This window comes from Sphingomonas sp. (genome assembly GCF_019746015.1).
Classification (GTDB): domain Bacteria; phylum Pseudomonadota; class Alphaproteobacteria; order Sphingomonadales; family Sphingomonadaceae; genus Sphingomonas.
Map to the genome: position 1 here is coordinate 11,946 of NZ_JAIESM010000018.1, position 26,086 is coordinate 38,031.

Sequence of the window (26,086 nt, forward strand, 5' to 3'; positions counted from 1 at the left end):
CCGCAATGACCGACAACAGCCCCGATCCCGCGCTGCTCGCCAAGGCCGAAACGCTCACTGAGGCGCTGCCCTATCTTCAGCGCTATGCCGGCGCGACCTTCGTCGTCAAATATGGCGGCCATGCGATGGGATCGCCCCAGCGCCAGCGCGGCTTTGCCGAGGATGTCGTCCTGCTGAAGGCGGTCGGCATCAATCCGGTGGTGGTGCATGGCGGCGGGCCGCAGATCGGCGCGATGCTGGGCAAGCTGGGCGTCGAATCGCGCTTCGTCGATGGCCTGCGCGTCACCGACGCCGCCACCGCGCAGGTCGCCGAAATGGTGCTGTCGGGCGCGATCAACAAGGAACTGGTCGGCTGGATCGGCGAAGCGGGCGGCCGCGCCATCGGCCTGTCGGGCAAGGATGGCGGCTTTGTGCGCGCGACCAAGATCGCCCGCACCGCCCGCGACCCGGACAGCCATATCGAGCGCGCGGTCGATCTGGGCTTTGTCGGCGACCCGGAAACGATCGACCGCCGTGTGATCGACACTGTCTCCGCCGCCGGCATGATTCCGGTCGTCGCCCCCATCGGCATCGGCCCGGCGGGCGAAACCTTCAACATCAACGCCGATACCATGGCCGGCGCGCTGGCGGCGGCGCTGGGCGCGGCGCGGCTGTTCCTGCTGACCGATGTTGCCGGTGTGCTCGACAAGCAGGGCAGCCTGCTGACCGATCTGACGCCCGCCGACATTCAGGCGCTGAAGGCGGACGGCACCATTTCCGGCGGAATGATCCCCAAGCTCGACACCTGCGTTCATGCGGTGGAAGGCGGTGTCGACGCCGCCGTCATCCTTGACGGGCGCGTTCCGCATGCGATGTTGCTCGAAATCTTCACCCGGCGCGGCGCCGGCACCCTGGTCCATCGCTAGGGGCTGGCGGGGCTTGGTGTTTTAGTGTAATATAACGCTTCGTCTAGGAAAGGGCGCGCGCGTTGATACTGTTGCTTCAAATCATGCAGGTGCTGCTCAACCTCGCCTGGCTCATCATCATCGTCCAGATCGTTCTGTCGCTGCTGATCGCGTTCAACGTGATCAACACTTACAATGATTTCGTCCGCCAGCTTTATGGCGGGCTGACCCAGCTGACCGAGCCGGTCTATCGCCCGATCCGGCGCATCCTGCCCGATTTCGGCCAGATCGACTTTTCGCCGGCGGTGGCGTTGCTCGGCATCCAGCTGCTGGGCATCGTGCTGACACGGCTGGCCATCGCCGCGAGCGGCGGGGTGCTTTAGTTAGTTTAGGCGGCACCGGCCCGCTCCCCACCCACCACAAGGGGTAGCGGGCGGCGGCGCTTGCCCCTAAAGCACCGGGCATGAGCGCTGAGATCATCGACGGCAAAGCCTATGCCGCGGCCCTGCGCGGCCGCATCGCCGAACAGGCCGCCGCCATCACCCGCGCCGCCGGCCGTGCGCCGGGGCTGGCAGTGGTGCTGGTGGGCGACGATCCGGCATCCGCCGTCTATATCCGCAACAAGGGCAAGGCGACCATCGCCGCCGGCATGGCGAGCTTCGAACATCGCCTGCCGGCAGACACGCAAGCGGCCGAGCTGCTGGCGCTGGTCGCGCGGCTGAATGCCGATGCGGCGGTCGACGGCATTCTCGTCCAGCTGCCGCTGCCGCCGCAGATCGACGCGCGCGCGGTGCTGCTGGCGATCGATCCTGACAAGGATGTCGACGGCCTGCACCCGCTGAACGCGGGGCGGCTGGCCACCGGCATTGCCGGCTTCGTGCCCTGCACGCCGCAGGGCTGCCTGATGCTGCTGAAGGACCGACTGGGCAGTCTGGCCGGGCTCGATGCCGTTGTCATCGGCCGGTCGAACCTGATCGGCAAGCCGATGGCGCAGCTGCTGACCGCCGAAAGCGCGACGGTCACCGTTGCCCATTCAAGGACGCGCGACCTGGCCAGCATCGTCCACCGGGCCGATATTGTTGTCGCAGCCGTCGGCCAGCCGGGCATGGTGAAGGGCGAATGGATCAAGCCCGGCGCCACGGTGATCGATGTCGGCATCAACCGCACTGACGACGGGCTGGTCGGCGATGTCGATTTCGTCGGCGCGGCCAGCGTTGCCGGTGCGATCACGCCGGTGCCCGGCGGGGTGGGGCCGATGACGATTGCCTGCCTGTTGCGCAACACGGTCCTGTCGGCCGCGCGGCGCACTGGCACCGCAATCGACGCCGACGCGATGTGACGGCGGCGATGATCGAGCTGTTCGTCTCCGCCCTCGTCACCTTTTTCGTGGTGATCGATCCGCCCGGCTGCGCGCCGATCTATGCCGGGCTGACGGCGGGGGCACCGCGTGACCATGCTCGCGCGATGGCGGCGCGGGCGGTGCTGGTGGCGGGCGCCATTCTGGTGGTGTTCGCGCTGTTTGGGCAGGATATTCTGCGCGCGCTGGGCATCAGCCTGGATGGCTTCCGCATCGCCGGCGGCATAATGCTGTTCCTGATCGCGCTCGACATGGTGTTCGAAAAGCGCACCCAGCGCCGCGAGGAACGCGCACAGAAGCTGCTCGACGCGCATGAGGTGGAGGATGTCTCGATCTTCCCGATGGCGATGCCGATGATTGCCGGGCCGGGATCGATCGCGTCGATCATGCTGCTGATGTCGAAGGGGCACGGGCTGGAGCGCACGCTGGTGATTCTGGCGGCGCTGGCGGCGATTCTGGCGGTGACCTATTTCGCGCTGCTGCTTGCCGGCCCGATCATGCGGGTGCTGGGGGCAAAGGTGGAAGCGGTGGTCACCCGCCTGCTCGGCGTGCTGCTGGCCGCACTTGCCGCGCAGTTCGTGATCGACGGGGTGAAGGCGAGCTTTCAGGTTTAGGGTTTGTGTGTTAAGCACTGACCCGTTCGTCCCGAGCAACGTCGAGGGACGTGATGGCGGGCGCCGTCCCCGGTCCGTGTCCCTCGACTGCGCCCGGGACGAACGGGACTATTGGATCAGGACGGTGTTCAAGGCTTGATCCGCCAGAGTCTCAGCGGTGAGCCGTCGGGCAGCGCCACCGGCTCCAGAAAGTCGAACCGCTCGCCCTTGTTCAGCCGGTCATAGAAGCCGCCGGGATTGCGCACTTCGTAGATCGTCGATTCGGCCATGTTCGGGCAGATCAGCAGCAGCTGCGCGCCGTGCGCGCGGGCGATCTGGCGGAACGCGTCCGGCCCCCGGCCAAAGCCGTGCTGCACGTCCAGGATCGCGTCGCCATTGCGGTGATAGGGGCCGGCAATCGCGCGGTGATGGGTGAGCGTGATCAGGCGCGGGCCCAGATCGACAAAGGTGAAGATCGTCTGCGGCGGCAACCGGTCGAGGGCCCCGAGCGACGTGATCGTCGAGCAGGAGGCGCCGGCGCGGTTCACCATCCGGTTGCGCGCGGTGGTGGCGGGCTTGTCGACCGGCAGATATTGCACCACCAGCCCGGCAAAGGCGCCGGAGACCAGCACGAACGCTGCCGGCGTTCCCAGCACCCGCACCAGCATGTAGCGCGAGCGCAGCGTCTGCGGCAGGATCCACCAGGCCAGCGCCACCGCCCCCGGCACCGCCAGCAGCTGCGCCGCCGGCCCCGCGCGCATCTGCCACAGCAGCATGGCAACCGAAAAGGCGGTGAACAGCAGCACCGCGCCCCAGACCGCCCGGTCAGCCCCCCGCGCGCGCCAGGTGGCAATCGCGGCCCCGATCAGCCCGATCACCGGCAGCACGATCACCGGAAAGGCGGTGCGGAAGGGGTGGGTGTAGATAGGCTTGGCCTCGCGCACATTGTTCAGCCAGTTCCGCGCGAGTTCGGGCGAGACCTGCTCGGGCCGCCCCAGGCATTGCGGTGCCGAAAGCACGAACGCCGCCGCCAGCGCCGCGCCGGCCGCCGCCGCCAGCGCCAGCCGGCCCTCGCGCCGCGCGGGGTTGATCCAGCCGAGCGCGACCAGCAGCGCCCCACTCTCGATCATTACGGACAGCCACACCGGCGTCAGCGCGTCGCAGCGCGGCACCGCATTGGCATAGGAGGCAAACAGCGCATAGCCGAGCGCCGACCCGCCGGACAGGCACGCGCCATAGACGATCATGCGCGGCGCCTCGGCCCGGTCCCACACCCAGCGCAGCGCGATGATCGCGCCGGCACCCGCCGCATAGGGCAGCATTTCCAGCCCGATCGACAGCGAAAAGGCGCTGGCGAGCCCGACCAGCGCGCCGCCGCGCCGCCGCTCGCCATCGGCCAGCCCTGCCACCGTCAGCGCCAGGCTGGCCAGCTGCCAGCCATGATGGTCGATCCGCATCGGCGCGAACATCAGCATCGTCGCGCCGCACAGCAGCAGGAACAAGGTGCTGAGCGGCCAGGCGAGCGGGCTGACCAGCCGGCGCACGGCATAGGCAAGGCCGCCCATCGCCACCGCCATCGGCAGCAGCGGGGCAATGCCGCACGCCAGCCGCTCTGCCCAGGGCAGGCCGACAAAGGGCTTCAGCAGCAGGATCAGCGCCGCGATCGGCAGATCGACAATCCGCGTCCAGTGCATGTCGAACCCGCGCGGGGGGTTGAGCTTGTACTGGCGCAGGTCAAACCAGTCCTGCCCGCCCAGCAGCGCCCGCACCTGCGACAGGCGCATATTGTCGTCGGTGTCGCTCAGCACCAGCCAGCGCAGCTGCGGCCAGTGGCTGATCAGCTGCCACGCCGCAATCGCCGCCCAGGCGATCAGCACCAGTTGCAGCCAGTCGCGCCGCAACACCGCCACCAATGCATTGTCCTGCTGGTTGTCCTGCTGGTTGGTCAAAACCGCTTCCCTAGCTCCCCAGCGCGCTCTACTGGGGCAGGCGCAAAGGGCAAGGCGTAGAATGGTTGAGCGTGGCGTTGCGTTTATTCGCGAAAATCCGATTTTTGCCCAGCTGGTGCGCTTTGCGATTGCCGGCGGCATTTCGACCGTCATCTATGCCGCCGTCTATTATCCGCTGGTCACCTGGGTGTTCCGCGAGCGGGCGCAGGCCGTCTATGCGGTGCCCTTTGCCTTTGCGGTGGCGGTGACGGCGGGCTTCGTGCTGCACAGCCGGTGGAGCTTTCGCGGCCATGGCCGGCGCGATCCGGGCGGCGTGCAGCAGGCAAAGTTCGTGTTCGTCCAGGGGGTGGGGCTGGCGATGAACGCGGCGATCACCTGGGGCTGGACGGCGCTGCTCGGCTGGTCGTCCTTGACCGCGCTGATCCCCGTGGTCACCATCACGCCGCTGGTGACCTTTGCGCTCAACCGCGCCTGGGTGTTCGGGGGAAAAGCGCATGGATAGGATCGTCTATGATCGGATGGCCGCGCATGATTCCACCCATTGGTGGTATCGCGCCCGCCGCGACATCCTGAACGATTATCTGCGCCGCGAAGGGCGCGTGCCGGCGGGCGCGCGCATTCTGGAGATTGGCTGCGGCACCGGGCATAATCTGCCGATGCTCGCCCGGTTCGGCACGGTCGACGCGATCGAGATCGATCCGGCCGCGCGCGCCATTGCCAGCCAGCGGCTGGGCCGGCCGGTGGGCGATGCGCCGCTGCCCGCGCTGCCCGGGGTGGAGCGCGGCGCCTATGACCTGATCGCCGTGCTCGACGTGGTCGAGCATATCGCGGATGACGTGGCGGCGCTGGCCGCGATGCGCGCCTGCCTGAAGCCCGGTGGCAAGATCCTCATCACCGTGCCCGCGCACCAGTGAATGTGGAGCGCACACGACGTGGTGAACCACCATCATCGCCGCTATTCAAAGGCGGGGCTGGCGCGGGTGATTGCCGCCGCCGGGCTCCGGCCGCGCAAGCTTGGCTATTTCAACTCGCTCTTGTTTCCGCTGGCGGCGGCCGCGCGGATTGCCGGGCGGCTGACCGGCAAGGACGACAGCGACGATTCGCCGCCGCCCGCCCCGGTCAACGCGCTGTTCGAGCAGGTGTTCGGGCTGGAGCGCCACCTAGTCGGCCGGGTGCCGATGACGCCCGGCGTCTCCATCATCACGCTGGCGGAAGCGGCTTAGTCTCGTCGTCGGCCGGCGGGGCAATTTCCGGCGCCTCGGCCTTGAAGCCCAGCGTCGCCTGGCCGCGGATCGGCCCCGCCACATCGGCGACCAGATAGAGCGGCCGCCGCTTCGATTCGACATAAAGCCGGCCCAGATATTCGCCGATCATCCCCAGCACGAACATCTGCACCGCGCCCAGCAGCACGACGACCAGCATCGTCGAGGTCCAGCCCTGCACCGCGCTCCCGGTGACGAAGCCGATCGCGATATAGACGAGCAGCAACAGCGACGCCGCCGTCAGCGCCAGCCCGACATGGCTGGCAAAGCGCAACGGCGCGGTCGAAAAGCCGGTGACCGCGTCGAGCGCCAGGCGGATCATCTTCGACAGCGGATAGCTGGTCTCGCCCGCGTGCCGCTCGGCCCGGTCATAGACGAAGGGCACCTGGCGGAACCCCACCCACGCCACCATGCCGCGAATGAAGCGCGCCTGTTCGGGCAGGCTCAGCAGCGCGTCGAGCGCGCGCCGGCTCATCAGGCGGAAATCGCCGGTGTCGAGCGGGATCGGGGTATCGGTCACCCGGTCGAGCACGCGGTAGAAGGCCGCCGCCGTCAGCTTCTTGAACAGCGTCTCGCCCTCGCGCTTGCGGCGCACGGCATAGACGACATCGGCGCCTTCGGCCGCCATCGTCGCGCGCATTTCGGTCAGCAGTTCGGGCGGGTCCTGCAGATCGGCGTCGATGATCAGGATCTGCGCGCCGCTGCACAGGTCCAGCCCCGCCGTCAGCGCCAGCTGGTGGCCATGGTTGCGCGACAGGTTGATCGCCACCAGCCGCGGGTCGCCGCCGGCCAGCTGCTGCATCACCGCCCAGCTGTTGTCGCGCGACCCGTCATTGACCAGCACGATCTCGTAATCGTCCCCCACCGCCGCGCGCGCCGCCGCCGTCACCCGCGCATGGAGCACGGGGAGCGTCGGCTCCTCATTGTAACAGGGCACGACAACCGAAAGGGCGGGGCGGTTCATGTCCGCCCCTCTAGCGCGCAACGCGGCGGACGCAATGCTTCACACTGCCGCGCGGGCGCGTTCCTCGACCAGCCGCTCCAGGATGGTGAGCGGCACCGCGCCGTCGCGCAGCACCTCGTGGAACTGCTTCAGGTCGAACTTGTCGCCCAGGATCGCCTGCGCCTTGGCGCGGGCGCGGTTCCAGCTGATATGGCCGATCTTGTAGCTGCAGGCCTGGCCGCCCTGGGTGCAGTAACGCTCGATCTCGCGCAGCGAGCGCGGCCGGGCAAAGCCCACCGTCTCGACGAAATAATCGGTCGCCTGCTCGCGGGTCCAGCGCTTGGCGTGGATGCCGGTGTCGGCCACCAGCCGCGCGGCGCGGAACAGATAGCTTTGCAGATAGCCGGCGCGCTCGACCGGGCTGGCATAGCCGCCCAGCTCATCGGCCAGCTGCTCGGCATAAAGCGCCCAGCCTTCCGAATAGGCGCTGAAGAACGAGAAGCGGCGCAGCAGCGGCGTCTTGAGGCCGGCGACGATGCTCAGCTGGGTGTGATGCCCCGGCACCCCTTCGTGATAGGTGAGCGCTGGCAAAGTGTATTTGGGCCAGTCGCCCACGCTTTTCAGGTTGATGAAATAGATCGCCGGGCGTGAACCATCGAGCGCGGCCAGCCGGTAATAGCCATTGGCGGCGCCGTCCTGAATCTCCACCGGCACCGCGCGGATTTCGAGCGGCGCCGAGGGCGGGTTGACGAAATCGCGCGGCAGCTTCGCCTGCATAGCCTTCACACCCTCGTTCAGGCTGGTGATCAGCGCGGCGCGCCCCTCGGCCGTGTCGGGATAAAGCTGGTCCGCCCGGGCGTTGAGCGCGGTCAGCCGCGCGCCGACCGATCCCTTGGTCAGCCCTTGCGCCTTCAGGATCGTATCGAGCGCGGCGGAGATTTCGGCCACCTGCGCGCGGCCCAGCTGGTGCACTTCGTCGGGCGTGAAATTGGTGGTGGTGGCCGCCGCCAGCGCGTCGGCATAAAGCGCCTCGCCCTGCGGCAACGCCCAGAAGCCGGCCTCCTTGCGCCGGGGCAGTGCCTTGACCAGCGCGATCTGCCGGTCGAGCGCGGGATAGACCTTGTCGGCAATGATCTTTGCGGCGCGTGCCGACCAGTCGCCGGCGACATTGGCCTTTTGCGCGCGTGTGGCGAGTGAGTCGGTCATCGAGCTCGCCTCCGGCGCCGGCTTGCGCAGCGCGGCCAGCTGCCCGAGTGTCAGCTCCAGCGCGAAATCGGGCGCGACGATGCCGCGCGCCGCCTCCGCCTGCTGCACCGCGCTGTCCTGGTCGAGCGCGGTCGCGAAGGCTTCCAGCCGCGCCAGATAGGCCTCGCAATCGGCGCTGTTCTGGATGGTGTGCGACGAGTGCAGGAAATCGGGCACGGAGAAATAGGCACCGCCCTGCTGGAACAGCGTATAGGGCCGCTGGGTGCTGGGCACGCCGAATTTTTCCGGCCCGCGCGTCTGGCTGGTGAGCGAATAGAGCACCACCTCGCGGTTCAGCTGCCCGGCCTTGCTGAGCGTGTTCGGATCAACGGCGGCAATCTCGGCAATCGCCTTCTTGCCGCGTGCCAGCTCGCGTTTGCGCTCGTCCATCGAGCGGTCGTCGAGCTTGCTCTTCATCGCCGCGAACGGCCCCTTGTCGAAGCCCAGCTGGGTGATCGCTTCCGGCGATTCCTTGATATTGTCGCGGAAGATGCGGTCGAACAGCGCGTCGAGCGCAGCATCGCCAGCGGGAGCGGTGCCCTGCGCGCTCAATGCCCCGGGCAGGGCCAGCGCGGCGGCGGCAGTGCCGCCCGATGCAAGAAAAGTGCGGCGGTCCATCGGCGCGTCTCCCAGACTGTTTTGCTGGGGCGCAACACTAACGGCCGGCGCGGCGCTGGCAAGCGTCAGTTGCGCTCGGCCGAGGCGACGACATCGGCGGCGCGCAGCGTGGCGATCAGCTTGGTCAGGTGCGTCAGGTCGCGCACTTCGATGTCGATGACGTTGGTGTGATAGCCCTGGTCGCGATTGTCGAGGCGCATGTTGAGAATGTTCGCCTTGTGCCGGCCCAGGATGGTGGCGACCACGCCCAGCGCGCCGGGCTCGTTCTTCAGCTGCACCGCGATGCGCGCGGAGCCGCCCTCATTGCCTTCGCCCCAGGACAGGTCGACCCAGTCGGCATCGTCGCTGTCGATCAGCGTCTGGCAATCGATGCGGTGCACCTCGATCCCTTCGCCGGGGTGGCGCACGCCGACGATGCGGTCGCCTGGCACCGGCAGGCAGCATTCGCCCAGCTTGAAGGCGACGCCCGGCGTCAGCCCGGTGATCGAGATGGGGGAGGCCAGCGACGGCACGGCCCCGTCCTCCGGGCCGAAGGTGGCAACGACGCCGGGCATCAGCGCTTCCATCACCTCGCTGTCGCTCAGCTGGTGCCGGGCGATCGCGTCGAGCAGGCTCGCTTCGTCGGGCAGCTTCAGCCGCTTCACCGCATTGGCTATCGCGCCGTCGGCCAGCCCGGTCGGCAGCCGCTTGACGATTTCGTCATACAGCTTGCGGCCCAGCGCCTGGCTCACTTCGCGCTCCTTGAGGCGAAGGTGGCGGCGGATCGCGGCGCGGGCCTTGCCGGTGATCGCAAAGTTCAGCCAGCCGGGCTGCGGCCGCTGCGCCTTGGAGCGCAGGATCTGCACCTGGTCGCCATTGTCGATATGCGCGCGCAGCGGCACCACCCGCCCGTTGATCTTGGCGCCGACCGCCTGATCGCCCAGATCGGTGTGGACCGCATAGGCAAAGTCGATGGGCGTTGCGCCCTTGGGCAGCTGGATCAGCTCGCCGCGCGGGGTGAAGGCGAAGATGCGGTCGGCATACATCGCCATGCGGGTATGCTCGAGCAGCTCCTCGGGGCTGTCGGCGGCCTCCAGAATTTCGACCAGATCGCTGATCCAGCGCACCGGCGTGTCCGGCCGCACCTTGCCCTGCTTATAGGCCCAGTGCGCGGCCAGGCCATATTCGGCCTCGGCATGCATTTCGGCGGTGCGGATCTGGATTTCGACGCGGGTGTTTTCCGCGTGCATGATGCTGGTGTGGAGCGAGCGATAGCCGTTGCGCTTGGGGGTGGAGATATAGTCCTTGAACCGCCCCGGCACCATCGGCCAGCGCCGGTGGATCAGCCCCAGCGCGCGGTAGCAATCCTCCTCGCTCGGCACGATCGCGCGGAACGCCATGATGTCCGACAGCTGTTCAAAGCTGATGTGGCGCTCGTTCATCTTGCGCCAGATCGAATAGGGGTGTTTTTCGCGCCCCCAGATATCGGCATCCACGCCGTGCCGGTTGAGCAGCTGCTTGAGCGAGGTGCCGATCTTGGCGATGCGGTCGCCGTCGCCGGCGTTGAGCTGCGCCAGCCGCCGGGTGATCGAATCATAGGCTTCGGGTTCGATCTCGCGGAACGCGAGACTCTGCATCTCGCGCATGAACTCGTACATGCCGATCCGCTCGGCCAGCGGGGCATAGATGTCCATCGTCTCGCGCGCGATGCGGCGGCGCTTTTCGGGCTTGGGGATGTGGTGCAGCGTGCGCATGTTGTGCAGCCGGTCAGCCAGTTTCACCAGCAGCACGCGGATATCGTCCGACATGGCGAGCAGGAACTTACGCAGATTTTCCGCCGCGCGCTCGCTTTCGGTCTGCGCTTCGATCTTCGACAGCTTGGTGACGCCATCCACCATGCGCGCCACATTGGGGCCGAACAGGCGCAGAATCTCGTCAGGGGTGGCGACCGTATCCTCGATCGTGTCGTGCAGGATCGCGGTCGCGATCGTCTCGTCGTCGAGCTTCAGATCGGTCAGGATGCCGGCCACCTCGATCGGGTGGCTGAAATAGGGGTCGCCCGAGGCGCGCTTCTGCGAGCCGTGCGCCTGTAGCGAAAACACATAGGCGCGGTTGAGCAGGGCCTCATCGGCCTGCGGGTCATAGCTCAGGACCCGGTCAACAAGTTCGTATTGGCGCAGCACGCGGCCTATTTGGGGCCGCGTGCTGCTGCTTTGCAACAAATTGTTGCGCTATCAGCCCGCGCGCTCGTTGCAGGCCTTCAGGGCGGTGCCGTCCACGGCCTGGCCGTTGACGGTGAACGACTTCAGCGCGCCCAGGCGCTGAACCACCAGCTGGCACATGATCGCATCGCGCTGCGTGCTCTTGGGCGCGGTGCAGGTGTTGCCGGCGCACTTCCACAGCGTGCCCGAGGTGATGACCGATGGCTTGGACGGCGCGGCAACCGGCTCGGCAGTGTAGTAGTTGCCGCTCTGCGCGATCGCGGCGACCGGCGCGAGCAGAACCGATGCGGCGACGGCCGTGGCGATCGAAAGCGTGCGAATCACTAGTTCCTCCATCGTCTTCAACAAAATTACCCGCACGGCATAGACCGCCATTGATGAACGGGCAATGGGTTGCGATTTGCTACTTACAACGATACTCTGTCGGCTGCAACCGGCCTTCAGATGTTTTTGGTCGCAAATTTTTGACATTGGGTTAGGATCGGGAGGGTGATGCAACCGAAATTACGCGAACCCTTGCGCGATCTGGCGGAGTGCAGCCTGCCGGCCGCGCTGGAAGCCATGGGTGAGCGCTGGTCGTTCCTGATCCTGCGCGCCTCGTTCAATGGCCTGCACCATTTCGAGGAATTTCAAAGCGAGCTGGGCATTGCCCGCAACATCCTGGCCAACCGGCTGTCGCGGCTGGTCGAGCATGGCATATTGGGGCGTGAGGCCATCCCCGAGGACCGGCGCAAGATCGAATATCGCCTGACCGAAAAGGGCATGGCGCTGCTGCCCGCGATGCTCGCGCTGCGCCAATGGGGCGAACGCTGGGAAACCGGCGTGCCGGCAACCCCGGTGCTGGTCGATGAGCGCGATCGCCGGCCGATTCGTCCCATTGAAGTCCGCGCCTGGGATGACCGCGTGCTGGGGCCGAAGGATCTGGTCTGGGCGCTGCCCGACGATGTGGCGGCGGAAGCGCCACTGGACCGCGCCGCCGAATAAACGCCTCAGGCGTCGATCCGGGCGCCCGTCATCAACCCTTCCAGCGCCGCGCGCACGGCCGGCGGGATCGGCACCGGCCGGCCGCTGTCCAGATCGACATGCACGGTCACCATCTCGATCACGCAGTTGAGCGAACCGGCATTGGGGTCGCACAGCTCGAAACGGTGCGTCATGCTGCTGTTGCCCAGCCGCTCGATTCGCACGAAGACCTCGATCTCGTCGCCATAGCGAAAGGGCTTCAGATAATCGATTTCGGTATGGCGCACGTTGAACTCGGCGCTGGTCCAGACTGGCCCCAGCGCGCCGATGCCGGTCCATTCCCAGAATTCGCCCACCGCATAATCGGCATATTCCAGATAGCGCGAATTGAAGACGATCTTTTGCCCGTCAATTTCCGCGTAACGGACCTTGAAACGGGTGGAGAAGTGAAAGCCGGGTCTGGTCATGGCGTTGCCCGTTGCCGGGCGGGGCGGGCGCCGTCAACTGGCGAGCAGGCGCCAGCCGACGATCGCGAGCGTCACAGCGAGCACCGGCGCCAGCACACGGTCTGACACCCGCGTTGCGATCAGGCTGCCGATGATGATGCCCGGGACCGACCCGAGCAGCAGCGAGGCCAGCAGCCAGGGGTCGACCGATCCGATCGCCAGATGGCCCAGCCCGGCGATGAGCGTGAGCGGCACGGCATGGGCAATGTCCGATCCCACCAGCCGCGCGACCGGCAGCTGCGGATAAAGGATGAGCAAAGCCGTCATCCCCAGCGCGCCCGCGCCGACCGAGGTGAGCGAGACGAGCACGCCAAGCACCGCGCCCAGCGCGACTGTCAGCCGGGCGATCCTGCGCTCGTCTGCGCCCGAGAAATAGGGCGCCAATCGCCCGACAATCGCCTCTCTGAAAAACACCGCGATGGCGGTGGCGATCAACGCGAAGCCCAAAATGGTCGCGATCAAATTTCCCATGCCTTCGGCGCGCCAGTTGGCCAGCGACAAGGCGGTCAGCGTCGTAATCGCGGCCGGCACGCTGCCCGATCCCAGCCGCAGCACCACCCGCCAGTCGACCGTGCCGTGGCGGCCGTGGACGGCGGTGCCCGCGGTCTTGGTGGCGGCGGCATAGAGCAGGTCGGTGCCCACCGCCGTGGCCGGGTGGAAGCCGAACATCAGCACGAGGAGCGGCGTCATCAGCGATCCGCCGCCCACGCCGGTCAGGCCGACCAGCAGCCCGACCAACACCCCGGCCAGCGAATAGAGCGGCTCGATCACAAACTCTCGCGCGAGGGGGTGTTGACCCCCATGCTCGCCAGATAGCGTTTCACGTTGCGCGCCGCCTGGCGCAGCCGCTGTTCATTTTCGACCAGCGCGATGCGCACGAAGCCCTCGCCATTCTCGCCATAGCCCACGCCCGGCGCCACCGCGACATGGGCATGGGTGAGCAATTGCTTGGCGAATTCCAGGCTGCCCAGATGGGCAAGCGCCGGCGGCAGCGGTGCCCAGGCGAACATCGACGCGCGCGGCGCCGGAATCTGCCAGCCGGCGCGGCCAAAGCTTTCGATCAGCACGTCGCGGCGCTGGTGATAGAGCGCGCGGTTCTTCTCCACGATGTCCTGCGGGCCGTTGATCGCGGCGACGGCGGCGGCCTGAATGGGGGTGAAGGCGCCGTAATCGAGATAGCTCTTCACGCGGGTGAGTGCCGCGATCAGCGTGGGATTGCCCACCGCAAAGCCGATCCGCCAGCCCGCCATCGAATAGGTTTTGGACATGCTGGTAAATTCGACCGCCACCTCCTTGGCCCCTGGCACCTGCAGGATGGAAGGGGTGGGCACGCCGTCGAAATAGATTTCGGAATAGGCAAGGTCAGACAGAACCCAAAGCTTGTGCGCGCGCGCAAACGCCACGACGCGCTCGTAAAAGGCCAGATCGACCACCTCTGCGGTGGGGTTGGAGGGGTAGCCCATCACCAGCACGCTGGGCTTGGGCACAGTGAAGGCCATGGCGCGTTCCAGCGCCTCGAAATAGCGTTCGTCGGGCGTCGTCGGCACGCTGCGGATGGTGGCGCCGGCGATGATGAAGCCGAAGGTGTGGATGGGGTAGCTGGGGTTGGGGGCGAGCACGACATCGCCCGGCGCGGTGATTGCCTGGGCCAGATTGGCGAGCCCTTCCTTCGACCCCAAAGTGACCACCACTTCGCGCTCGGTATCGAGCTCGACGCCGAAACGCCGGGCATAATAGGCCGCCTGGGCGCGGCGCAGGCCGGGAATGCCCTTGGATGCGGAATAGCCATGCGCATCGGGCTTGGCGGCCACCTCGGCCAGTTTGGCGATCACATGCGGCGGCGGCGGCAGGTCCGGATTGCCCATGCCCAGGTCGATAATGTCCTCACCCGCTGCCCGTGCCGCCGCGCGCATCGCGTTCACTTCCGCAATCACATAGGGCGGCAGGCGGCGGATGCGGTAGAAATCGTCCGACATGGTCTGTCCTTGTGTCCGCCGGGCGCGGCCTGCGTCGCGGCGCATGACGGATGCTAAACGCGCGGCTAGGGTGTTGGCAAACGCCGCCGACTCGGGGGACGCCGGGCGCGCGGCCAGCGGGAGAGGATGAATGGCTGAAACCGACGCTCCGTTGCCGCCCCTGCCCAGCCTTGAGGACATGCAGCACTGGACCTGGGTGATGGGCCGCGCGCAGCAGATGATGCTGGAAGCGGGGCTGAAGACGCTGGAAGACAATCCCGCGCTGCCGGTGATCCCGGGCTTCACGGACCCCGCTACAATCGAGCGCACGCGCGACTTCTGGGCGCAGAGCATGACGCTTTGGCAGCGTTTCCTGACCCCCGATGCCGCGCCCGTGGCCGAAAACCCCGACCATGCCCGCGACAAGCGGTTCAAGGCGGCCGAATGGCGTGACAATCCGGTGTTCGACTGGATTCGCCAGAGCTATCTGCTCGTCTCCGACCATCTGCAGCGCGGGGTTGAGGAAATGCCCGGGCTCGACCCGCGCCAGCGCGAACAGATGCGCTTTGCCACCCGCGCCATCGTCGACGCGATGAGCCCGTCGAACTTCCCCGGCACCAACCCGCAGGTGCTGCAGAAGACGATCGAGACGGGCGGCGAGAATCTGCTCACGGGCCTCAAAAACATGCTCGCCGATATCGGCCGGGGCCAGCTGACCCATACCGATACCGACGCGTTCGAGGTGGGCCGCAACATCGCGATCACGCCGGGCAAGGTGGTGAAGCGCACGCCGCTCTACGAACTCATCCAGTACACCCCGACCACCAAGAAGGTGCTGTCGGTGCCGCTCATCATCTTTCCGCCCTGGATCAACCGCTATTACATTCTCGATCTGACGCCCGAGAAAAGCTTCATCAAATGGGCGGTCGACCAGGGGCTGACCGTGTTCGTCGCGTCCTGGCGCTCGGCCGATGCGACAATGAAGGACGTGAGCTGGGACGATTATGTCGAGGCCGGACAGATCGACGCGATCGACACGGTGCGCGATCTGCTGAAGGTCGATGCCGTCCACACCATCGGCTATTGCGTGGCCGGCACGACGCTGGCCGCCACGCTGGCGGTGCTGGCTGCGCGGGGCCGCGCCGATATCGTGAAGAGCGCGACCTTCTTCACCGCGCAGGTCGATTTTTCCAAGGCCGGCGAGCTGCTGAACTTCGTCGATGACGAGCAGCTGAAGCTGATCGAGCAACTGTCGCCCGACGGCTATCTCGACGGGCGCTACATGGCCGCAACCTTCAACCTGCTGCGCGGGCGCGACCTGATCTGGAACTATGTCACCAACAATTATCTGCTGGGGCAGGATTATGCGCCGTTCGACCTGCTGTTCTGGAACGGCGACACCACCAACCTGCCGACCAAATGGCATCTGAGTTATCTGCGCGACCTGTACCGCGACAACCGGATGGTGGTGCCCGGCGCGCTGTCGATCGCGGGGACGCCGATCGACCTCAGCAAGGTGGCCGTGCCTGCCTATGTCCAGGCCGGGCGTGAGGACCATATCGCGCCGGTCGAAAGCGTGTGGAAGCTGACCGAGCATTTCACCGGGCCGCTGAAATTCGTGCTGGCGGGCTCGGGGCATATCGCCGGCGTGGTCAATCCGCCGGCGGCCGGCAAATATCAATATTGGACCAACCCTGCGCGCTGCGCGAGCTTGGCCGATTTCGTCGCCGGCGCGACCGAGACCAAGGGCAGCTGGTGGCCGGACTGGATCGGCTGGCTGCGCGACATCGATGCCGAGGAAGTGGCGGCAAAGGGCGCGCGCGTGCCCGGCAAGGGCAGCCTGCCCGCACTTGCCGACGCGCCGGGCGACTATGTGAAGATGCGCTAGCGCCGGGCTAAGGCGGCGGCGATCGGTCAGAGCTGAGCCCCCGCCCAAGGCGTCTATGCTCTTGTAAAATTGTACTATTTCTAGAATTGTTGCAGCCATGTTGCGCTGCACAAAAAATGCTTGCGCCAGCGCGGCCGCTTCGCTATATTGCACTGCAACAAAGCGAAAGTGGAGCGTATCGCATGGCCGCCAAAGGCACCACGACTGAAGCAACCGGCACGGCGCCGAAGGCCGCCAAGCGCACCGCGTCGCCGGCGAAGAAGCCCGCTGCCGTGAAGGCGGCCGACAAGGTAGCCGACAAGGCTGCCCCGGCAAAGCCTGTCGCCACCAAGCCTGCCGTCGTCGAAACCCCGGCGCCGGTTGCGGCCAAGGTTCAGGCGCCGGTCGAAGCCAAGCCTGCGCCGGTTGCCGCTGCGCCGGCCGTGATCGCTGAGAAGGCTCCGGTCGCGCCGGCCCCGGTCGAAGCACCCGTCGTCACGCCGGTCGTCGATGCGGCGCCGGCCAAGCCCGTTTCTTCCCCGTCGGCGGCAGCGCCGGCTGATCCCACCCCACCCAAGAAGGACATGAAGATCATGGAAAACACCGTTCAGCAGACCCAGGCCCTGTTCGCCGACATGAACGAGCGCACCAAGGCCGCGATGGAAAAGAGCACCAAGCTGTTCGCCGAGATGAACGAATTCGGCAAGGGCAACGTCGAAGCGCTGGTCGAATCGTCGAAGGTCGCGATGAAGGGCTTCGAAACCCTGGGCCAGGACGCGGCGGAATATACCCGCAAGTCGTTCGAAGGCGCGACCGCCGCGATGCGCAACATTGCCTCGGTCAAGACCCCGGCCGAAATGATGAAGCTGCACACCGACTATGTGCGCCAGTCGTTCGACCAGATGGTCGCCGAAACCTCGAAGACCACCGAAGCCGTGCTGAAGCTGGCCGGCGAAATCGCGCAGCCGATTTCGAACCGCGTCGCCGTGGCCGCTGAGAAGATCAAGATCGACGCGTAAGCGCTCCGGTTTTGCCAATCGGGGGGCGGTGGCTCTTGGCGAGCCGCCGCCCCTTTTGCATTTGTACCGCGTTGCCACAAAACTGTTGCGCAGCCCCTTGCCGACTCCGGGGTGCCTGCCATATTTTAACGGCTACATGACCAATCCGCTCCCCCCCACGGTGTCGATGGCAGAGCGCCGCGACGAGGACGAAGGCACAGGCCTGGGCGTCGCCACGCGCACCCGCGCCCGCACCAAGCAGCCAACGCCCTATCGCGTGCTGATGCTCAACGACGATTACACGCCGATGGAGTTTGTCGTGCTCTGCCTGCAGCGTTTCTTCCGCATGAATGTGGAGGAGGCGACCCGGGTGATGCTGCACGTCCACCAAAAGGGCGTCGGCGTGTGCGGCGTGTTCACCTATGAAGTGGCGGAGACCAAGGTCAGCCAGGTCATGGACTTTGCCCGCCAGAACCAGCACCCGCTGCAGTGCACGCTGGAAAAGGCGTGAACCGCGCCGGAAACCGGTTCCAGCCGCTTCAGCGTCGCCCAAACGCCCCCTAGAACAGCCCGGTCACGCCGCCTTCGCCGTCCAGCGTGATCGCCTCGGCCGCCGGCACGCGCGGCAGGCCGGGCATCGTCATCACCTCGCCGCAGATCGCGACCACGAAGCCGGCGCCGGCGGCCAGCCGCACCTCGCGCACCGGCAGCACATGGCCGGTCGGCGCGCCGAGCAGCGCGGGGTCGGCCGAAAAGCTGTACTGCGTCTTGGCCATGCACACCGGCAGATGGCCAAAGCCCGCCGCTTCCCAGCGCTTCAGCTGCGCGGCAACCCCCGGGGCGAAATCAACCCGCGCCGCGCGATAGAGCCGCGTTGCGACGCGCTCGATCTTGTCGGCAAGCGACGGCGTCTCGTCATAAAGCGGCGCAAAGGCTGACGGAACCTCGGCCAGCGCCGCCACCGCATCGGCTAGTGCGGTCGCGCCCGCGCCCCCTTCGGCCCAGTGGCGGCAGCGGATCGCGGTGACCCCGTGCGCGGCGCATGCCGCCTCGATCGCGGCGAGCTCGGCATCGCTGTCGGTCGGGAACAGGTTGATCGCGACCACCACCGGCACGCCGAACGCCTGAACATTCTCGATGTGGCGCTGAAGGTTCACCGCACCCCGGGCGACGGCGGCGGCGTCCTCGCGGGCCAGATCGCCCTTGGCGACGCCGCCGTTCATCTTCAGCGCGCGGGCAGTGGCGACGATCACGGCGGCGGCCGGTTGCAGCCCGGCCTGGCGGCACTTGATGTCGAAGAATTTCTCGGCGCCCAGATCGGCGCCGAAGCCGGCCTCGGTCACCACATAATCAGCGAGCGTCAGCGCCGCCTTGGTCGCGATCACCGAATTGCAGCCATGGGCGATGTTGGCGAACGGCCCGCCATGGATGAAGGCGGGGTTGCCCTCCAGCGTCTGCACCAGATTGGGCTTGATCGCCTCCGCCAGCAGCGCCGCCATCGCGCCATCGGCCTTCAGCTCGGCCGCCGTCACCGGGCGCCGGTCGCGGGTTTCGCCGATGATGATGCGCCCCAGCCGCGCGCGCAGGTCGCCAATGTCCTCGGCCAGGCACAGGCACGCCATCACCTCCGACGCGACGGTGATGTCGAAGCCCGAACTGCGCGGATAGCCGTTCGCCACTCCGCCCAGACCGACCGTCACCTCGCGCAGCGCCCGGTCGTTCATGTCGAGCACCCGGCGCCAGCTGATCCGCCGTGTGTCGATGTCGAGCGCGTTGCCCCAGTAGAGATGATTGTCGATCATCGCCGCGAGCAGATTGTGCGCGGAGGTGACGGCGTGGAAATCACCCGTGAAGTGCAGGTTGATGTCGGCCATCGGCGCGACCTGGGCATGGCCGCCGCCGGTCGCCCCGCCCTTGGTACCGAAACAGGGGCCAAGCGAGGGTTCGCGCAGCGCCAGCATCGTCTTGCGGCCGGTGCGGTTGAGCGCGTCGGCCAGCCCGATCGAGGTGGTGGTCTTGCCCTCGCCCGCCGGGGTGGGGTTGATCGCCGTCACCAGCACCAGCCGGCCCAGCCGTTCCCCCGCCGGCAGCTGCGTCACATCGATCTTGGCCTTGTGCCGGCCATAGGGTTCTAGTGCCTCGTCGGGAATGCCGGCGCGCGCCGCGACCCGGGCAATGGGGGCCAGCGCCACGCTGTTGGCGATCTCCAGATCAGTCTGCATTCACGGATTCCCGAAATAGGGGTCAGCCGTCGCTCACCCGTTCGATATCGGCGCCGACGGCGCTCAGCTTTTCCTCGAGCCGTTCATAGCCCCGGTCGAGGTGATAGACGCGGTTGACCTGGGTCTCGCCCTCGGCGGCCAGCCCGGCCAGGATCAGGCTCATCGAGGCGCGCAGATCGGTCGCCATCACCGGCGCGCCGACCAGCCGCTCCACCCCGCGCACCACCGCGGTGCGGCCGGACACGCGAATGTCCGCCCCCATCCGCGCCAGTTCGGGAACGTGCATGTAGCGGTTCTCGAAAATGGTCTCGGTCAGCACGCTGGCGCCTTGCGCGCGGGTGAGGAGCGCCATGAACTGCGCCTGCATGTCGGTGGCAAAGCCGGGGAAGGGCGCGGTCGACAGCTCCAGCGGCGCGATGCCATTGCTCGCAGCGACATGGAGCACGTCGCCGCGTTCGGCCACCGTCACCCCGGCCGCCTCTAGCGCGGCGATGGTCGCGCGCATGTCGTGCGCCGACACGCCCACCAGGTCGACCGCGCCGCCGGTGATCGCCGCGGCACAGGCATAGGAGCCGGCCTCGATCCGGTCCGGCATCACCGCATAGGTCGCGCCGTGCAGCCGGTCGCGCCCCTCGATCTCCAGCGTCTCGGTGCCGATGCCGCCGATCGAGGCGCCCATCGCGACGAGGCAGCGGCACAGGTCGACAATCTCGGGCTCGCGCGCGGCATTCTCGATGATCGTGCCGCCCTTGGCGAGCACGGCGGCCATCACCGCATTCTCGGTCGCGCCGACCGAGACGATCGGGAACACCACCCGCCCGCCGGGCAGGCGCCCGCCGGGCGCGCTGGCCCGGACATAGCCCGCCGTCAGCTCGATCTCGGCGCCCATCGCCTCCAGCGCCTTGAGGTGGAGGTCGATCGGGCGGTTGCCGATCGCGCAGCCGCCGGGGAGCGACACGGTCGCCTCGCCCGCCCGCGCGACCAGCGGCCCCAGCACCAGGATCGAGGCGCGCATCTTGCGCACCACGTCATAGGGCGCGACGGTGGAGGTGAGGCGGCTGGCGCGCAGCGTCATCACCCGGCCGAAATCCTCGGGCCGCGCCCCTTCCACCAGGGTCGACACGCCCAGCTGGTTCAGCAGATGGCCAAAGGTATCGACATCGGCCAGCCGCGGCAGGTTGCGCAGCGTCAGCGGCTCCTCCGTCAACAGCGCGCAGGGCATCAGGGTGAGCGCGGCATTCTTCGCGCCGGAAATGGGCAGGCGGCCGGACAGGCGATTGCCGCCGCGGATCAAGATTCGGTCCATTGCCACGCTCTAATACAGCCGCTGCGCCACGCAAGGGCTGCTTTGGTAGAGCGTCTCGTGGACACCGGATGCGCGTTTTTCCGTCACGCAGACACCCTGTCCACGCCGGCCCGCCGGCAAAGGGGTGACGGCGGCGCGGCGGCGCTTTAGGGTCTGATTTGAAATTCGCGAAAGAGCGAATTTCGAGGCGGCACCGGCCCACTCCCCCGCCCGACCACCCATTCAGGATACTCTCGTGGGTGGTCGGGCGGGGGAGCGGGCCGGTACAGGACGATCCGAAACAGAATTTCGGATCAGACACTTAGGCAGGGGCCATGATCGCGTTCGTGAAGGGAAGGCTGGCGGCGCTGGGTGCCGACCATGCCGTGGTCGAGGTGGCCGGCATCGGCCTCAGCATCGGCGCGTCGGCGCGCACGCTGGGTCAGATCGGGCCGGTCGGCGAGGCAGTGATGTTGCACACTGAACTGCTGGTGGGTGAGGATTTCCTGCGGCTGGTGGGCTTTGCCAGCGCGACCGAGCGTGACTGGTTCCGCCTGTTGACGGGGGTGCAGGGGGTGGGCGCGCGGGTGGCGCTCGCCATCCTCTCCGCGCTGGAGCCGGCCGAGCTGACCCGCGCCATCGCCGCGCAGGACAAGGCGATGGTCGCCCGCGCAAACGGCGTGGGGCCGAAACTGGCCGAGCGGATCGTGCGCGAGCTGAAAGATGCCGCCGGCCCCGCGCCCGGGCCGGCCACCGGCGCCGGCCCCGCCACGCCCCGGGGCGCCGGCGCCGATGCGGCCTCCGCGCTCCTCAACCTCGGCTTCCGCCCGGCCGAGGCAAGCGCTGCGGTCGCGGCCGCCGAAGAAGAACTGGGCGCCACCGCCACGCTCGACGCGCTGGTGCGGCTGGCGCTGAAGAAGGCGGCGCGGTGATGGGTGTGCCTGGCGATGGCGAAAGATGTTGCCAAACGGATCGCGGGCGCTAGGATCCCTTTATGTTCCCCGAGCCGCCACCACCATCAGACGTCGCCCGCGACTTGCTTGCGACCGCCGGTCGCCGGAAATTCGGCACCATTCTTGCCGATCCGCCATGGCAGTTCACCAACCGGACCGGAAAGGTTGCGCCCGAGCATAAGCGGCTCAATCGCTATGGCACGATGACGCTGGATGAGATTTGCGCGCTGCCGGTAGCGGATATCGCCGCTGACCCGTCGCACCTTTACCTCTGGGTACCCAATGCGCTGCTGCCGGACGGTTTGCGGGTGATGGAGGCGTGGGGTTATCGCTACATTTCCAACATTGTGTGGCACAAAGTGCGCAAGGATGGCGGCTCCGACGGACGCGGCGTCGGCTTCTATTTTAGGAACGTCACCGAGTTGTTGCTGTTCGGCGTTCGTGGAAAAAATGCCCGCACGCTGGCGCCCGGTCGTAGCCAGGTGAACCTGATCGCAACGCGCAAACGCGAACATAGCCGCAAGCCCGACGAGCAATACCAGATCATCGAGGATTGCAGCTGGGGGCCGCGCCTGGAAATGTTCAGCCGTGGCGCGCGCAAAGGATGGACGGTGTGGGGCAATCAGGCCGATCCCGATTATCGCCCGACCTGGGAAACATATGCGTATAACAGCGCAGTGGCGGTTGCGGCGGAGTGACGCTTGTCTACGCTTTATCTTGTTCCGCCGGACATTGCCGAGCTTTACGAAGTCCATGAATGGCGCAATGCCGTCGGCGTTCTGTCAACCGCCTGCCCCGAGGAATGGGCAGATATTCAGGCAGCGCTGCGCGCGTTCCGGCTCCACCGCAGCGAAATTCTGACGGCGGGCGGCAGTCGCTCGTCCATCGTTGAGCGTCTTGAGCGGCCTTTGAAAGAGACGGCATGGGTGGAAAAGCAGTTTGCAACGGCCATCGTTGTCGATGGCGAGAAGCGGGATTCGCCGACGCATAGCGTTGATTGTTTCAAGGGGCGTGTCGCTCTCGAGGTGGAGTGGAACAACAAGGATCCATTTTACGATCGAGACCTGAACAATTTTCGCCTGCTGTTTGATCTTCAAGTCATCGACGTCGGCGTAATCATTACGCGCTGTTCGCATCTGCAAACGATCTTCGCCGCGCTAGGGCGAGGCACGAGCTTTGGCAATTCCACCACGCATATGGGCAAATTGCTGCCCCGCTTGAGAGGCGGGTCGGGCGGGGGTTGTCCGATTCTTGTCTTCGGCATCAGTGATCGCCTCTATGTAGAGGACTAGATGACATCCTCCCCCCTCTCCCCCGCCCGGCAGCCGGACGATCCGGATGCGGCGCTGCGCCCCAAGACGCTCGCTGAATTTGTCGGCCAGCACGCCGCGCGCGAGAATTTGCGTGTGTTCATCGGCGCGGCGCGCCAGCGGGGGGAGGCGCTGGACCATGTGCTGTTCTTCGGGCCGCCGGGGCTGGGCAAGACGACGCTCGCGCAGATCATCGCGCGCGAAATGGGGGTGGGGTTTCGTGCCACTTCCGGCCCGGTGATTGCCAAGGCGGGCGATCTGGCCGCGCTCCTCACCAATCTGGAAGATGGCGACGTGCTGTTCATCGACGAGATTCACCGGCTCGCGCCGGCGGTGGAGGAAATCCTCTATCCCGCGATGGAGGATCGCGCGCTCGACATCATGATCGGTGAGGGGCCGTCGGCGCGCAGCGTGCGGATCGACCTGCCGCGCTTCACTTTGGTCGGCGCAACCACGCGGCAGGGGCTGCTCACCACGCCCTTGCGCGACCGGTTCGGTATTCCCGTGCGGCTGAATTTCTATACGGTTGACGAGCTGGAGCGCGTGGTGGCGCGCGCGGCCGGGCTGCTGGGGCTGGCGATCACGCCCGATGGCGCGCGCGAAGTGGCGGCGCGCGCGCGCGGCACCCCGCGCATTGCCGGGCGGCTGCTGCGGCGGGTGCGCGACTTTGCCGATGTGGCGGGCACCGCTGCGGTGGATGCCGCCGTTGCCGACAGCGCGCTCAACCGGCTGGAGGTGGACCGGCTGGGGTTGGACGCGATGGACCGGCGCTATCTGACCATGATTGCAGATATCTATCGCGGCGGGCCGGTGGGGGTGGAAACGCTGGCGGCGGGCCTGAGCGAGCCGCGCGACACGATCGAGGAAGTGATCGAGCCCTATCTCATTCAGCTCGGCCTTGTCGCCCGCACCGCGCGCGGGCGCTGCCTGAACGCGCCCGGCTGGAAGCATCTGGGCCTTGCCCCGCCCGAGGGCAGCCAGGACGGGCTGTTCGATTGAGGGGGCAGCCCCTCCCCCTTCAGGGGAGGGGTTTGGGGTGGGGCCTCCATTCAAGCCGCGTGGCAAGCTGCACTGCCCCACCCCCGTCCCCTCCCCTGAAGGGGAGGGGCTCAAGCCGTCAAAAAAGAAGCGCGGCGCCGGGTTCCGCTGCGGCGCGGCGTCGGCTAGACACCCGCTCCATGACCGCCGCGCCCGACGACCAGCCCCAGACCGGCCGCTTCGTGGGCGCCGAACACCGGTTCGCGGTGCGCGTCTATTTCGAGGATACCGATCTGTCGGGCGTGGTCTATCACGCCAATTATCTGCGCTGGATGGAACGCGCGCGCAGCGACATGCTGCGGCTGGCCGGCATCGACCAGCGCGCCGCGCACGAGACGGGCGAGGGCGCCTATGCGGTTGCGGACCTGCGCATCCGCTACCGGGCGCCGGCGCGGCTGGACGATGCGCTGGTGGTGGCGAGCCGGCTGATCACGCTGCGGCCCGCATCCTGCCTTATTCATCAGCGAGTCATGCGCGGCGACGAGATACTGACCGATGCCGAGGTGACGGCCGCCTTTGTTGCCCCCAGCGGGCGGCCCCGGCGGCAACCGGCGGCGTGGATGGCGGCGTTCGCGCCGCTGCGCTGGGTGGACGAGGGACGGGATTAAGGGAGAAGCATGACCATCGCGCTCAATACCGGCACGGCGACATTGTCACCGATCACGCTGTTCCTTCAGGCCGATATCGTGGTGCAGGGCGTGATCATCGGCCTGTTGCTGGCCAGCATTGCCAGTTGGGCGATCATCGTATCCGCCAGCCTGTCGCTGGGCCGCGCCAGCCGGCGGGGCGCCGCGTTCGAGCGCGATTTCAAGAAAGCCGATGACATCGACGCTTTCTACAAGCGCGAAAGCGACAGCGACGTGCCGGTGGCGCGGGTGTTTGCAGCCGGCGTTGCCGAATGGCGCCGCTCGACCGCCAGCGGCGCGATCGACCGCGAGGGCACGCGTGAGCGGCTGGCGACGACGATGGGCGCAGCGGTCGCGGCCGAGGTGGACCGGCTGGCCGACCGGCTGAACATTCTGGCGACGATCGGGTCGGTCGCGCCGTTTGTGGGGCTGTTCGGCACCGTCTGGGGCATCATGCGCAGCTTCAGCGGCATCGCCCAGGCGCAGAGCACTTCGCTCGCGGTGGTAGCGCCGGGGATTGCCGAGGCGCTGTTCGCCACCGCGATCGGCCTGTTCGCGGCGATCCCGGCGGTGATTGCCTATAACCGCTTCAGCCACCGCATCAACCGGATCGAGGCGCGGCTGAACCGCTTCGCCGATGCGTTCCATGCGACCCTGAGCCGGCAGCTCGAAACGACGGGGCGGCGCTGATGGCGGTGCCGCTCCCCTCGCGGCGCGGGCGCGGGCGGCGCGCGCCGATGGCCGACATCAACGTGACGCCGCTGGTCGATGTGATGCTGGTGCTGCTGATCATCTTCATGGTGACGGCGCCACTGATGACGGCTGGCGTGCCGGTGAACCTGCCCGACAGCCGCGCCAAGCCGCTCGACCAGGAGCAGAAACCCGTGGTGGTCGCGCTCGATGCGGCCGGCAAGCTGTTCATCGATGACGCGGCGGTCGCGCCCGATGTGCTGCCCGACCGGCTGCGCCAGATCGCCGCGCGGGGCAGCAAGCCGCCGGCGATCATGCTGCGCGCCGACCGGGGGCTGCGCTATGCCGAGGTGGTGCGCGTGCTGGGCGAACTCAACCGCGCCGGGCTGAACCGGGTGTCGCTCGTCACCAACGCCAAGGAGCGCTGATGGCAGCGCTCCTCCAGCGGGGCGAAGGGGCCGGGGTGGCGGTGGCGCTGCTCGGCCACGGCGTCGTGCTGGCGCTGTTGTCGCTGACGCTGGTCGCCAAGGTGCCGCCGCCGCTGCCGGTCACGCCGGTTGATGTGTCGCTGGTCGATGAGGTCGGGCTGCGCGCGACGGCACCGGCGACGGTGGAGGAGCC

26 protein-coding genes and 2 pseudogenes are annotated in these 26,086 nt (G+C 67.3%); 18 read left to right on the top strand and 10 right to left on the bottom strand.

Annotated elements, in window-relative coordinates:
* Nucleotides 1-5: 5 nt before the first annotated feature.
* From argB to K2Y03_RS03100, 4 genes are all read left to right on the top strand, one after another.
* The gene (gene argB / locus K2Y03_RS03085; RefSeq protein ID WP_294088178.1) at nucleotides 6-905 is read left to right on the top strand and encodes an acetylglutamate kinase; all 900 of its coding nucleotides are present in this window, start codon (nucleotides 6-8) and stop codon (nucleotides 903-905) included.
* A 62-nt stretch (nucleotides 906-967) separates the two neighbouring features.
* On the top strand, nucleotides 968-1,267 hold the full coding sequence (locus K2Y03_RS03090; RefSeq protein WP_294088181.1) for a YggT family protein: 300 nt from the start codon (nucleotides 968-970) through the stop codon (nucleotides 1,265-1,267).
* 80 nt (nucleotides 1,268-1,347) lie between these two features.
* Nucleotides 1,348-2,223, top strand: a complete 876-nt coding sequence (gene folD / locus K2Y03_RS03095) for a bifunctional methylenetetrahydrofolate dehydrogenase/methenyltetrahydrofolate cyclohydrolase FolD (protein WP_294088183.1) — start codon at nucleotides 1,348-1,350, stop codon at nucleotides 2,221-2,223.
* 8 nt (nucleotides 2,224-2,231) lie between these two features.
* Nucleotides 2,232-2,855 (top strand): MarC family protein, encoded by a 624-nt coding sequence (locus K2Y03_RS03100; protein WP_294088184.1) that lies wholly within the window; start codon nucleotides 2,232-2,234, stop codon nucleotides 2,853-2,855.
* A 128-nt stretch (nucleotides 2,856-2,983) separates the two neighbouring features.
* On the opposite strand, the gene K2Y03_RS03105 is transcribed toward K2Y03_RS03100, so the two are convergent.
* A complete protein-coding gene (locus tag K2Y03_RS03105) occupies nucleotides 2,984-4,783 on the bottom strand; it encodes an AcrB/AcrD/AcrF family protein (protein ID WP_294088186.1) in 1,800 nt (599 codons plus the stop codon).
* 61 nt (nucleotides 4,784-4,844) lie between these two features.
* Here K2Y03_RS03105 and K2Y03_RS03110 point away from each other — a divergent pair, with 61 nt between their 5' ends.
* Complete coding sequence (locus K2Y03_RS03110) at nucleotides 4,845-5,285, top strand: GtrA family protein (protein ID WP_294088187.1); 441 nt, start codon at nucleotides 4,845-4,847, stop codon at nucleotides 5,283-5,285.
* Nucleotides 5,278-6,006, top strand: a pseudogene (locus K2Y03_RS03115) (class I SAM-dependent methyltransferase). The gene K2Y03_RS03110 and the pseudogene K2Y03_RS03115 overlap by 8 nt, the downstream one beginning before the upstream one ends.
* On the opposite strand, the gene K2Y03_RS03120 reads toward K2Y03_RS03115, so the two are convergent.
* The 4 genes from K2Y03_RS03120 to K2Y03_RS03135 form a co-directional block, all read right to left on the bottom strand.
* Complete coding sequence (locus K2Y03_RS03120) at nucleotides 5,984-7,009, bottom strand: glycosyltransferase family 2 protein (RefSeq protein WP_294088189.1); 1,026 nt, start codon at nucleotides 7,007-7,009, stop codon at nucleotides 5,984-5,986. The pseudogene K2Y03_RS03115 and the gene K2Y03_RS03120 sit on opposite strands and share 23 nt — an antisense overlap.
* Nucleotides 7,010-7,048: 39 nt before the next feature.
* The gene (locus K2Y03_RS03125) at nucleotides 7,049-8,851 is read right to left on the bottom strand and encodes a DUF885 family protein (RefSeq protein WP_294088192.1); all 1,803 of its coding nucleotides are present in this window, start codon (nucleotides 8,849-8,851) and stop codon (nucleotides 7,049-7,051) included.
* Between the two features lie 65 nt (nucleotides 8,852-8,916).
* Complete coding sequence (locus K2Y03_RS03130; RefSeq protein ID WP_294088194.1) at nucleotides 8,917-11,013, bottom strand: bifunctional (p)ppGpp synthetase/guanosine-3',5'-bis(diphosphate) 3'-pyrophosphohydrolase; 2,097 nt, start codon at nucleotides 11,011-11,013, stop codon at nucleotides 8,917-8,919.
* 51 nt (nucleotides 11,014-11,064) lie between these two features.
* Entirely contained in the window at nucleotides 11,065-11,427 is a 363-nt protein-coding gene (locus K2Y03_RS03135; RefSeq protein ID WP_294088197.1) for a hypothetical protein, read from the bottom strand.
* Nucleotides 11,428-11,544: 117 nt separating this feature from the next.
* Here K2Y03_RS03135 and K2Y03_RS03140 point away from each other — a divergent pair, with 117 nt between their 5' ends.
* Entirely contained in the window at nucleotides 11,545-12,036 is a 492-nt protein-coding gene (locus K2Y03_RS03140) for a helix-turn-helix domain-containing protein (protein ID WP_294088199.1), read from the top strand.
* Nucleotides 12,037-12,041: 5 nt separating this feature from the next.
* Here the strand turns inward: K2Y03_RS03140 and K2Y03_RS03145 are convergent, their stop codons facing one another.
* Genes K2Y03_RS03145 through K2Y03_RS03155 form a run of 3 tightly spaced genes read right to left on the bottom strand, consistent with a single transcriptional unit; the run spans nucleotide 12,042 to nucleotide 14,497 of the window.
* A complete protein-coding gene (locus tag K2Y03_RS03145) occupies nucleotides 12,042-12,482 on the bottom strand; it encodes a thioesterase family protein (protein ID WP_294088201.1) in 441 nt (146 codons plus the stop codon).
* Between the two features lie 33 nt (nucleotides 12,483-12,515).
* The gene (locus tag K2Y03_RS03150; protein WP_294088203.1) at nucleotides 12,516-13,292 is read right to left on the bottom strand and encodes a sulfite exporter TauE/SafE family protein; all 777 of its coding nucleotides are present in this window, start codon (nucleotides 13,290-13,292) and stop codon (nucleotides 12,516-12,518) included.
* A complete protein-coding gene (locus K2Y03_RS03155; protein ID WP_294088226.1) occupies nucleotides 13,289-14,497 on the bottom strand; it encodes an LL-diaminopimelate aminotransferase in 1,209 nt (402 codons plus the stop codon). The genes K2Y03_RS03150 and K2Y03_RS03155 overlap by 4 nt, the downstream gene beginning before the upstream one ends.
* 130 nt (nucleotides 14,498-14,627) lie before the next feature.
* Between K2Y03_RS03155 and K2Y03_RS03160 the strand changes: the two genes are divergently transcribed.
* The 3 genes from K2Y03_RS03160 to clpS all read left to right on the top strand — a co-directional run bounded on the left by K2Y03_RS03160 (nucleotide 14,628) and on the right by clpS (nucleotide 17,852).
* Nucleotides 14,628-16,364 carry a class I poly(R)-hydroxyalkanoic acid synthase gene (locus K2Y03_RS03160; protein WP_294088206.1) on the top strand — a complete coding sequence of 579 codons (1,737 nt, stop codon included), beginning with the start codon at nucleotides 14,628-14,630 and terminating at the stop codon, nucleotides 16,362-16,364.
* 182 nt (nucleotides 16,365-16,546) lie between these two features.
* Complete coding sequence (phaP, locus tag K2Y03_RS03165) at nucleotides 16,547-17,362, top strand: phasin family protein (protein ID WP_294088208.1); 816 nt, start codon at nucleotides 16,547-16,549, stop codon at nucleotides 17,360-17,362.
* 166 nt (nucleotides 17,363-17,528) lie between these two features.
* A complete protein-coding gene (gene clpS / locus K2Y03_RS03170; RefSeq protein WP_294088227.1) occupies nucleotides 17,529-17,852 on the top strand; it encodes an ATP-dependent Clp protease adapter ClpS in 324 nt (107 codons plus the stop codon).
* A 49-nt stretch (nucleotides 17,853-17,901) separates the two neighbouring features.
* Here clpS and K2Y03_RS03175 read toward each other — a convergent pair whose 3' ends face one another.
* A complete protein-coding gene (locus tag K2Y03_RS03175) occupies nucleotides 17,902-19,563 on the bottom strand; it encodes a formate--tetrahydrofolate ligase (RefSeq protein ID WP_294088210.1) in 1,662 nt (553 codons plus the stop codon).
* Between the two features lie 22 nt (nucleotides 19,564-19,585).
* The gene (gene murA / locus K2Y03_RS03180) at nucleotides 19,586-20,869 is read right to left on the bottom strand and encodes a UDP-N-acetylglucosamine 1-carboxyvinyltransferase (RefSeq protein WP_294088212.1); all 1,284 of its coding nucleotides are present in this window, start codon (nucleotides 20,867-20,869) and stop codon (nucleotides 19,586-19,588) included.
* A 314-nt stretch (nucleotides 20,870-21,183) separates the two neighbouring features.
* Between murA and ruvA the strand changes: the two genes are divergently transcribed.
* The 8 genes and pseudogenes from ruvA to K2Y03_RS03220 form a co-directional block, all read left to right on the top strand.
* Nucleotides 21,184-21,780: a Holliday junction branch migration protein RuvA gene (ruvA, locus tag K2Y03_RS03185; protein ID WP_294088214.1), complete on the top strand. Its 597-nt coding sequence runs from the start codon at nucleotides 21,184-21,186 to the stop codon at nucleotides 21,778-21,780.
* Nucleotides 21,781-21,842: 62 nt separating this feature from the next.
* Complete coding sequence (locus tag K2Y03_RS03190) at nucleotides 21,843-22,499, top strand: MT-A70 family methyltransferase (protein ID WP_294088215.1); 657 nt, start codon at nucleotides 21,843-21,845, stop codon at nucleotides 22,497-22,499.
* 3 nt (nucleotides 22,500-22,502) lie between these two features.
* On the top strand, nucleotides 22,503-23,093 hold the full coding sequence (locus K2Y03_RS03195; protein WP_294088217.1) for a BglII/BstYI family type II restriction endonuclease: 591 nt from the start codon (nucleotides 22,503-22,505) through the stop codon (nucleotides 23,091-23,093).
* Nucleotides 23,094-24,110 (top strand): Holliday junction branch migration DNA helicase RuvB, encoded by a 1,017-nt coding sequence (gene ruvB / locus K2Y03_RS03200; RefSeq protein ID WP_294088218.1) that lies wholly within the window; start codon nucleotides 23,094-23,096, stop codon nucleotides 24,108-24,110.
* A 179-nt stretch (nucleotides 24,111-24,289) separates the two neighbouring features.
* Nucleotides 24,290-24,757: a YbgC/FadM family acyl-CoA thioesterase gene (locus K2Y03_RS03205; RefSeq protein ID WP_294088220.1), complete on the top strand. Its 468-nt coding sequence runs from the start codon at nucleotides 24,290-24,292 to the stop codon at nucleotides 24,755-24,757.
* A gap of 9 nt (nucleotides 24,758-24,766) precedes the next feature.
* Entirely contained in the window at nucleotides 24,767-25,465 is a 699-nt protein-coding gene (tolQ, locus tag K2Y03_RS03210) for a protein TolQ (RefSeq protein ID WP_294088222.1), read from the top strand.
* On the top strand, nucleotides 25,465-25,893 hold the full coding sequence (locus K2Y03_RS03215; RefSeq protein WP_294088224.1) for an ExbD/TolR family protein: 429 nt from the start codon (nucleotides 25,465-25,467) through the stop codon (nucleotides 25,891-25,893). Before tolQ ends, K2Y03_RS03215 begins: the two co-directional genes overlap by 1 nt.
* Nucleotides 25,893-26,086, top strand: a pseudogene (locus tag K2Y03_RS03220) (cell envelope biogenesis protein TolA); the annotation flags it as partial. The gene K2Y03_RS03215 and the pseudogene K2Y03_RS03220, both read left to right, overlap by 1 nt.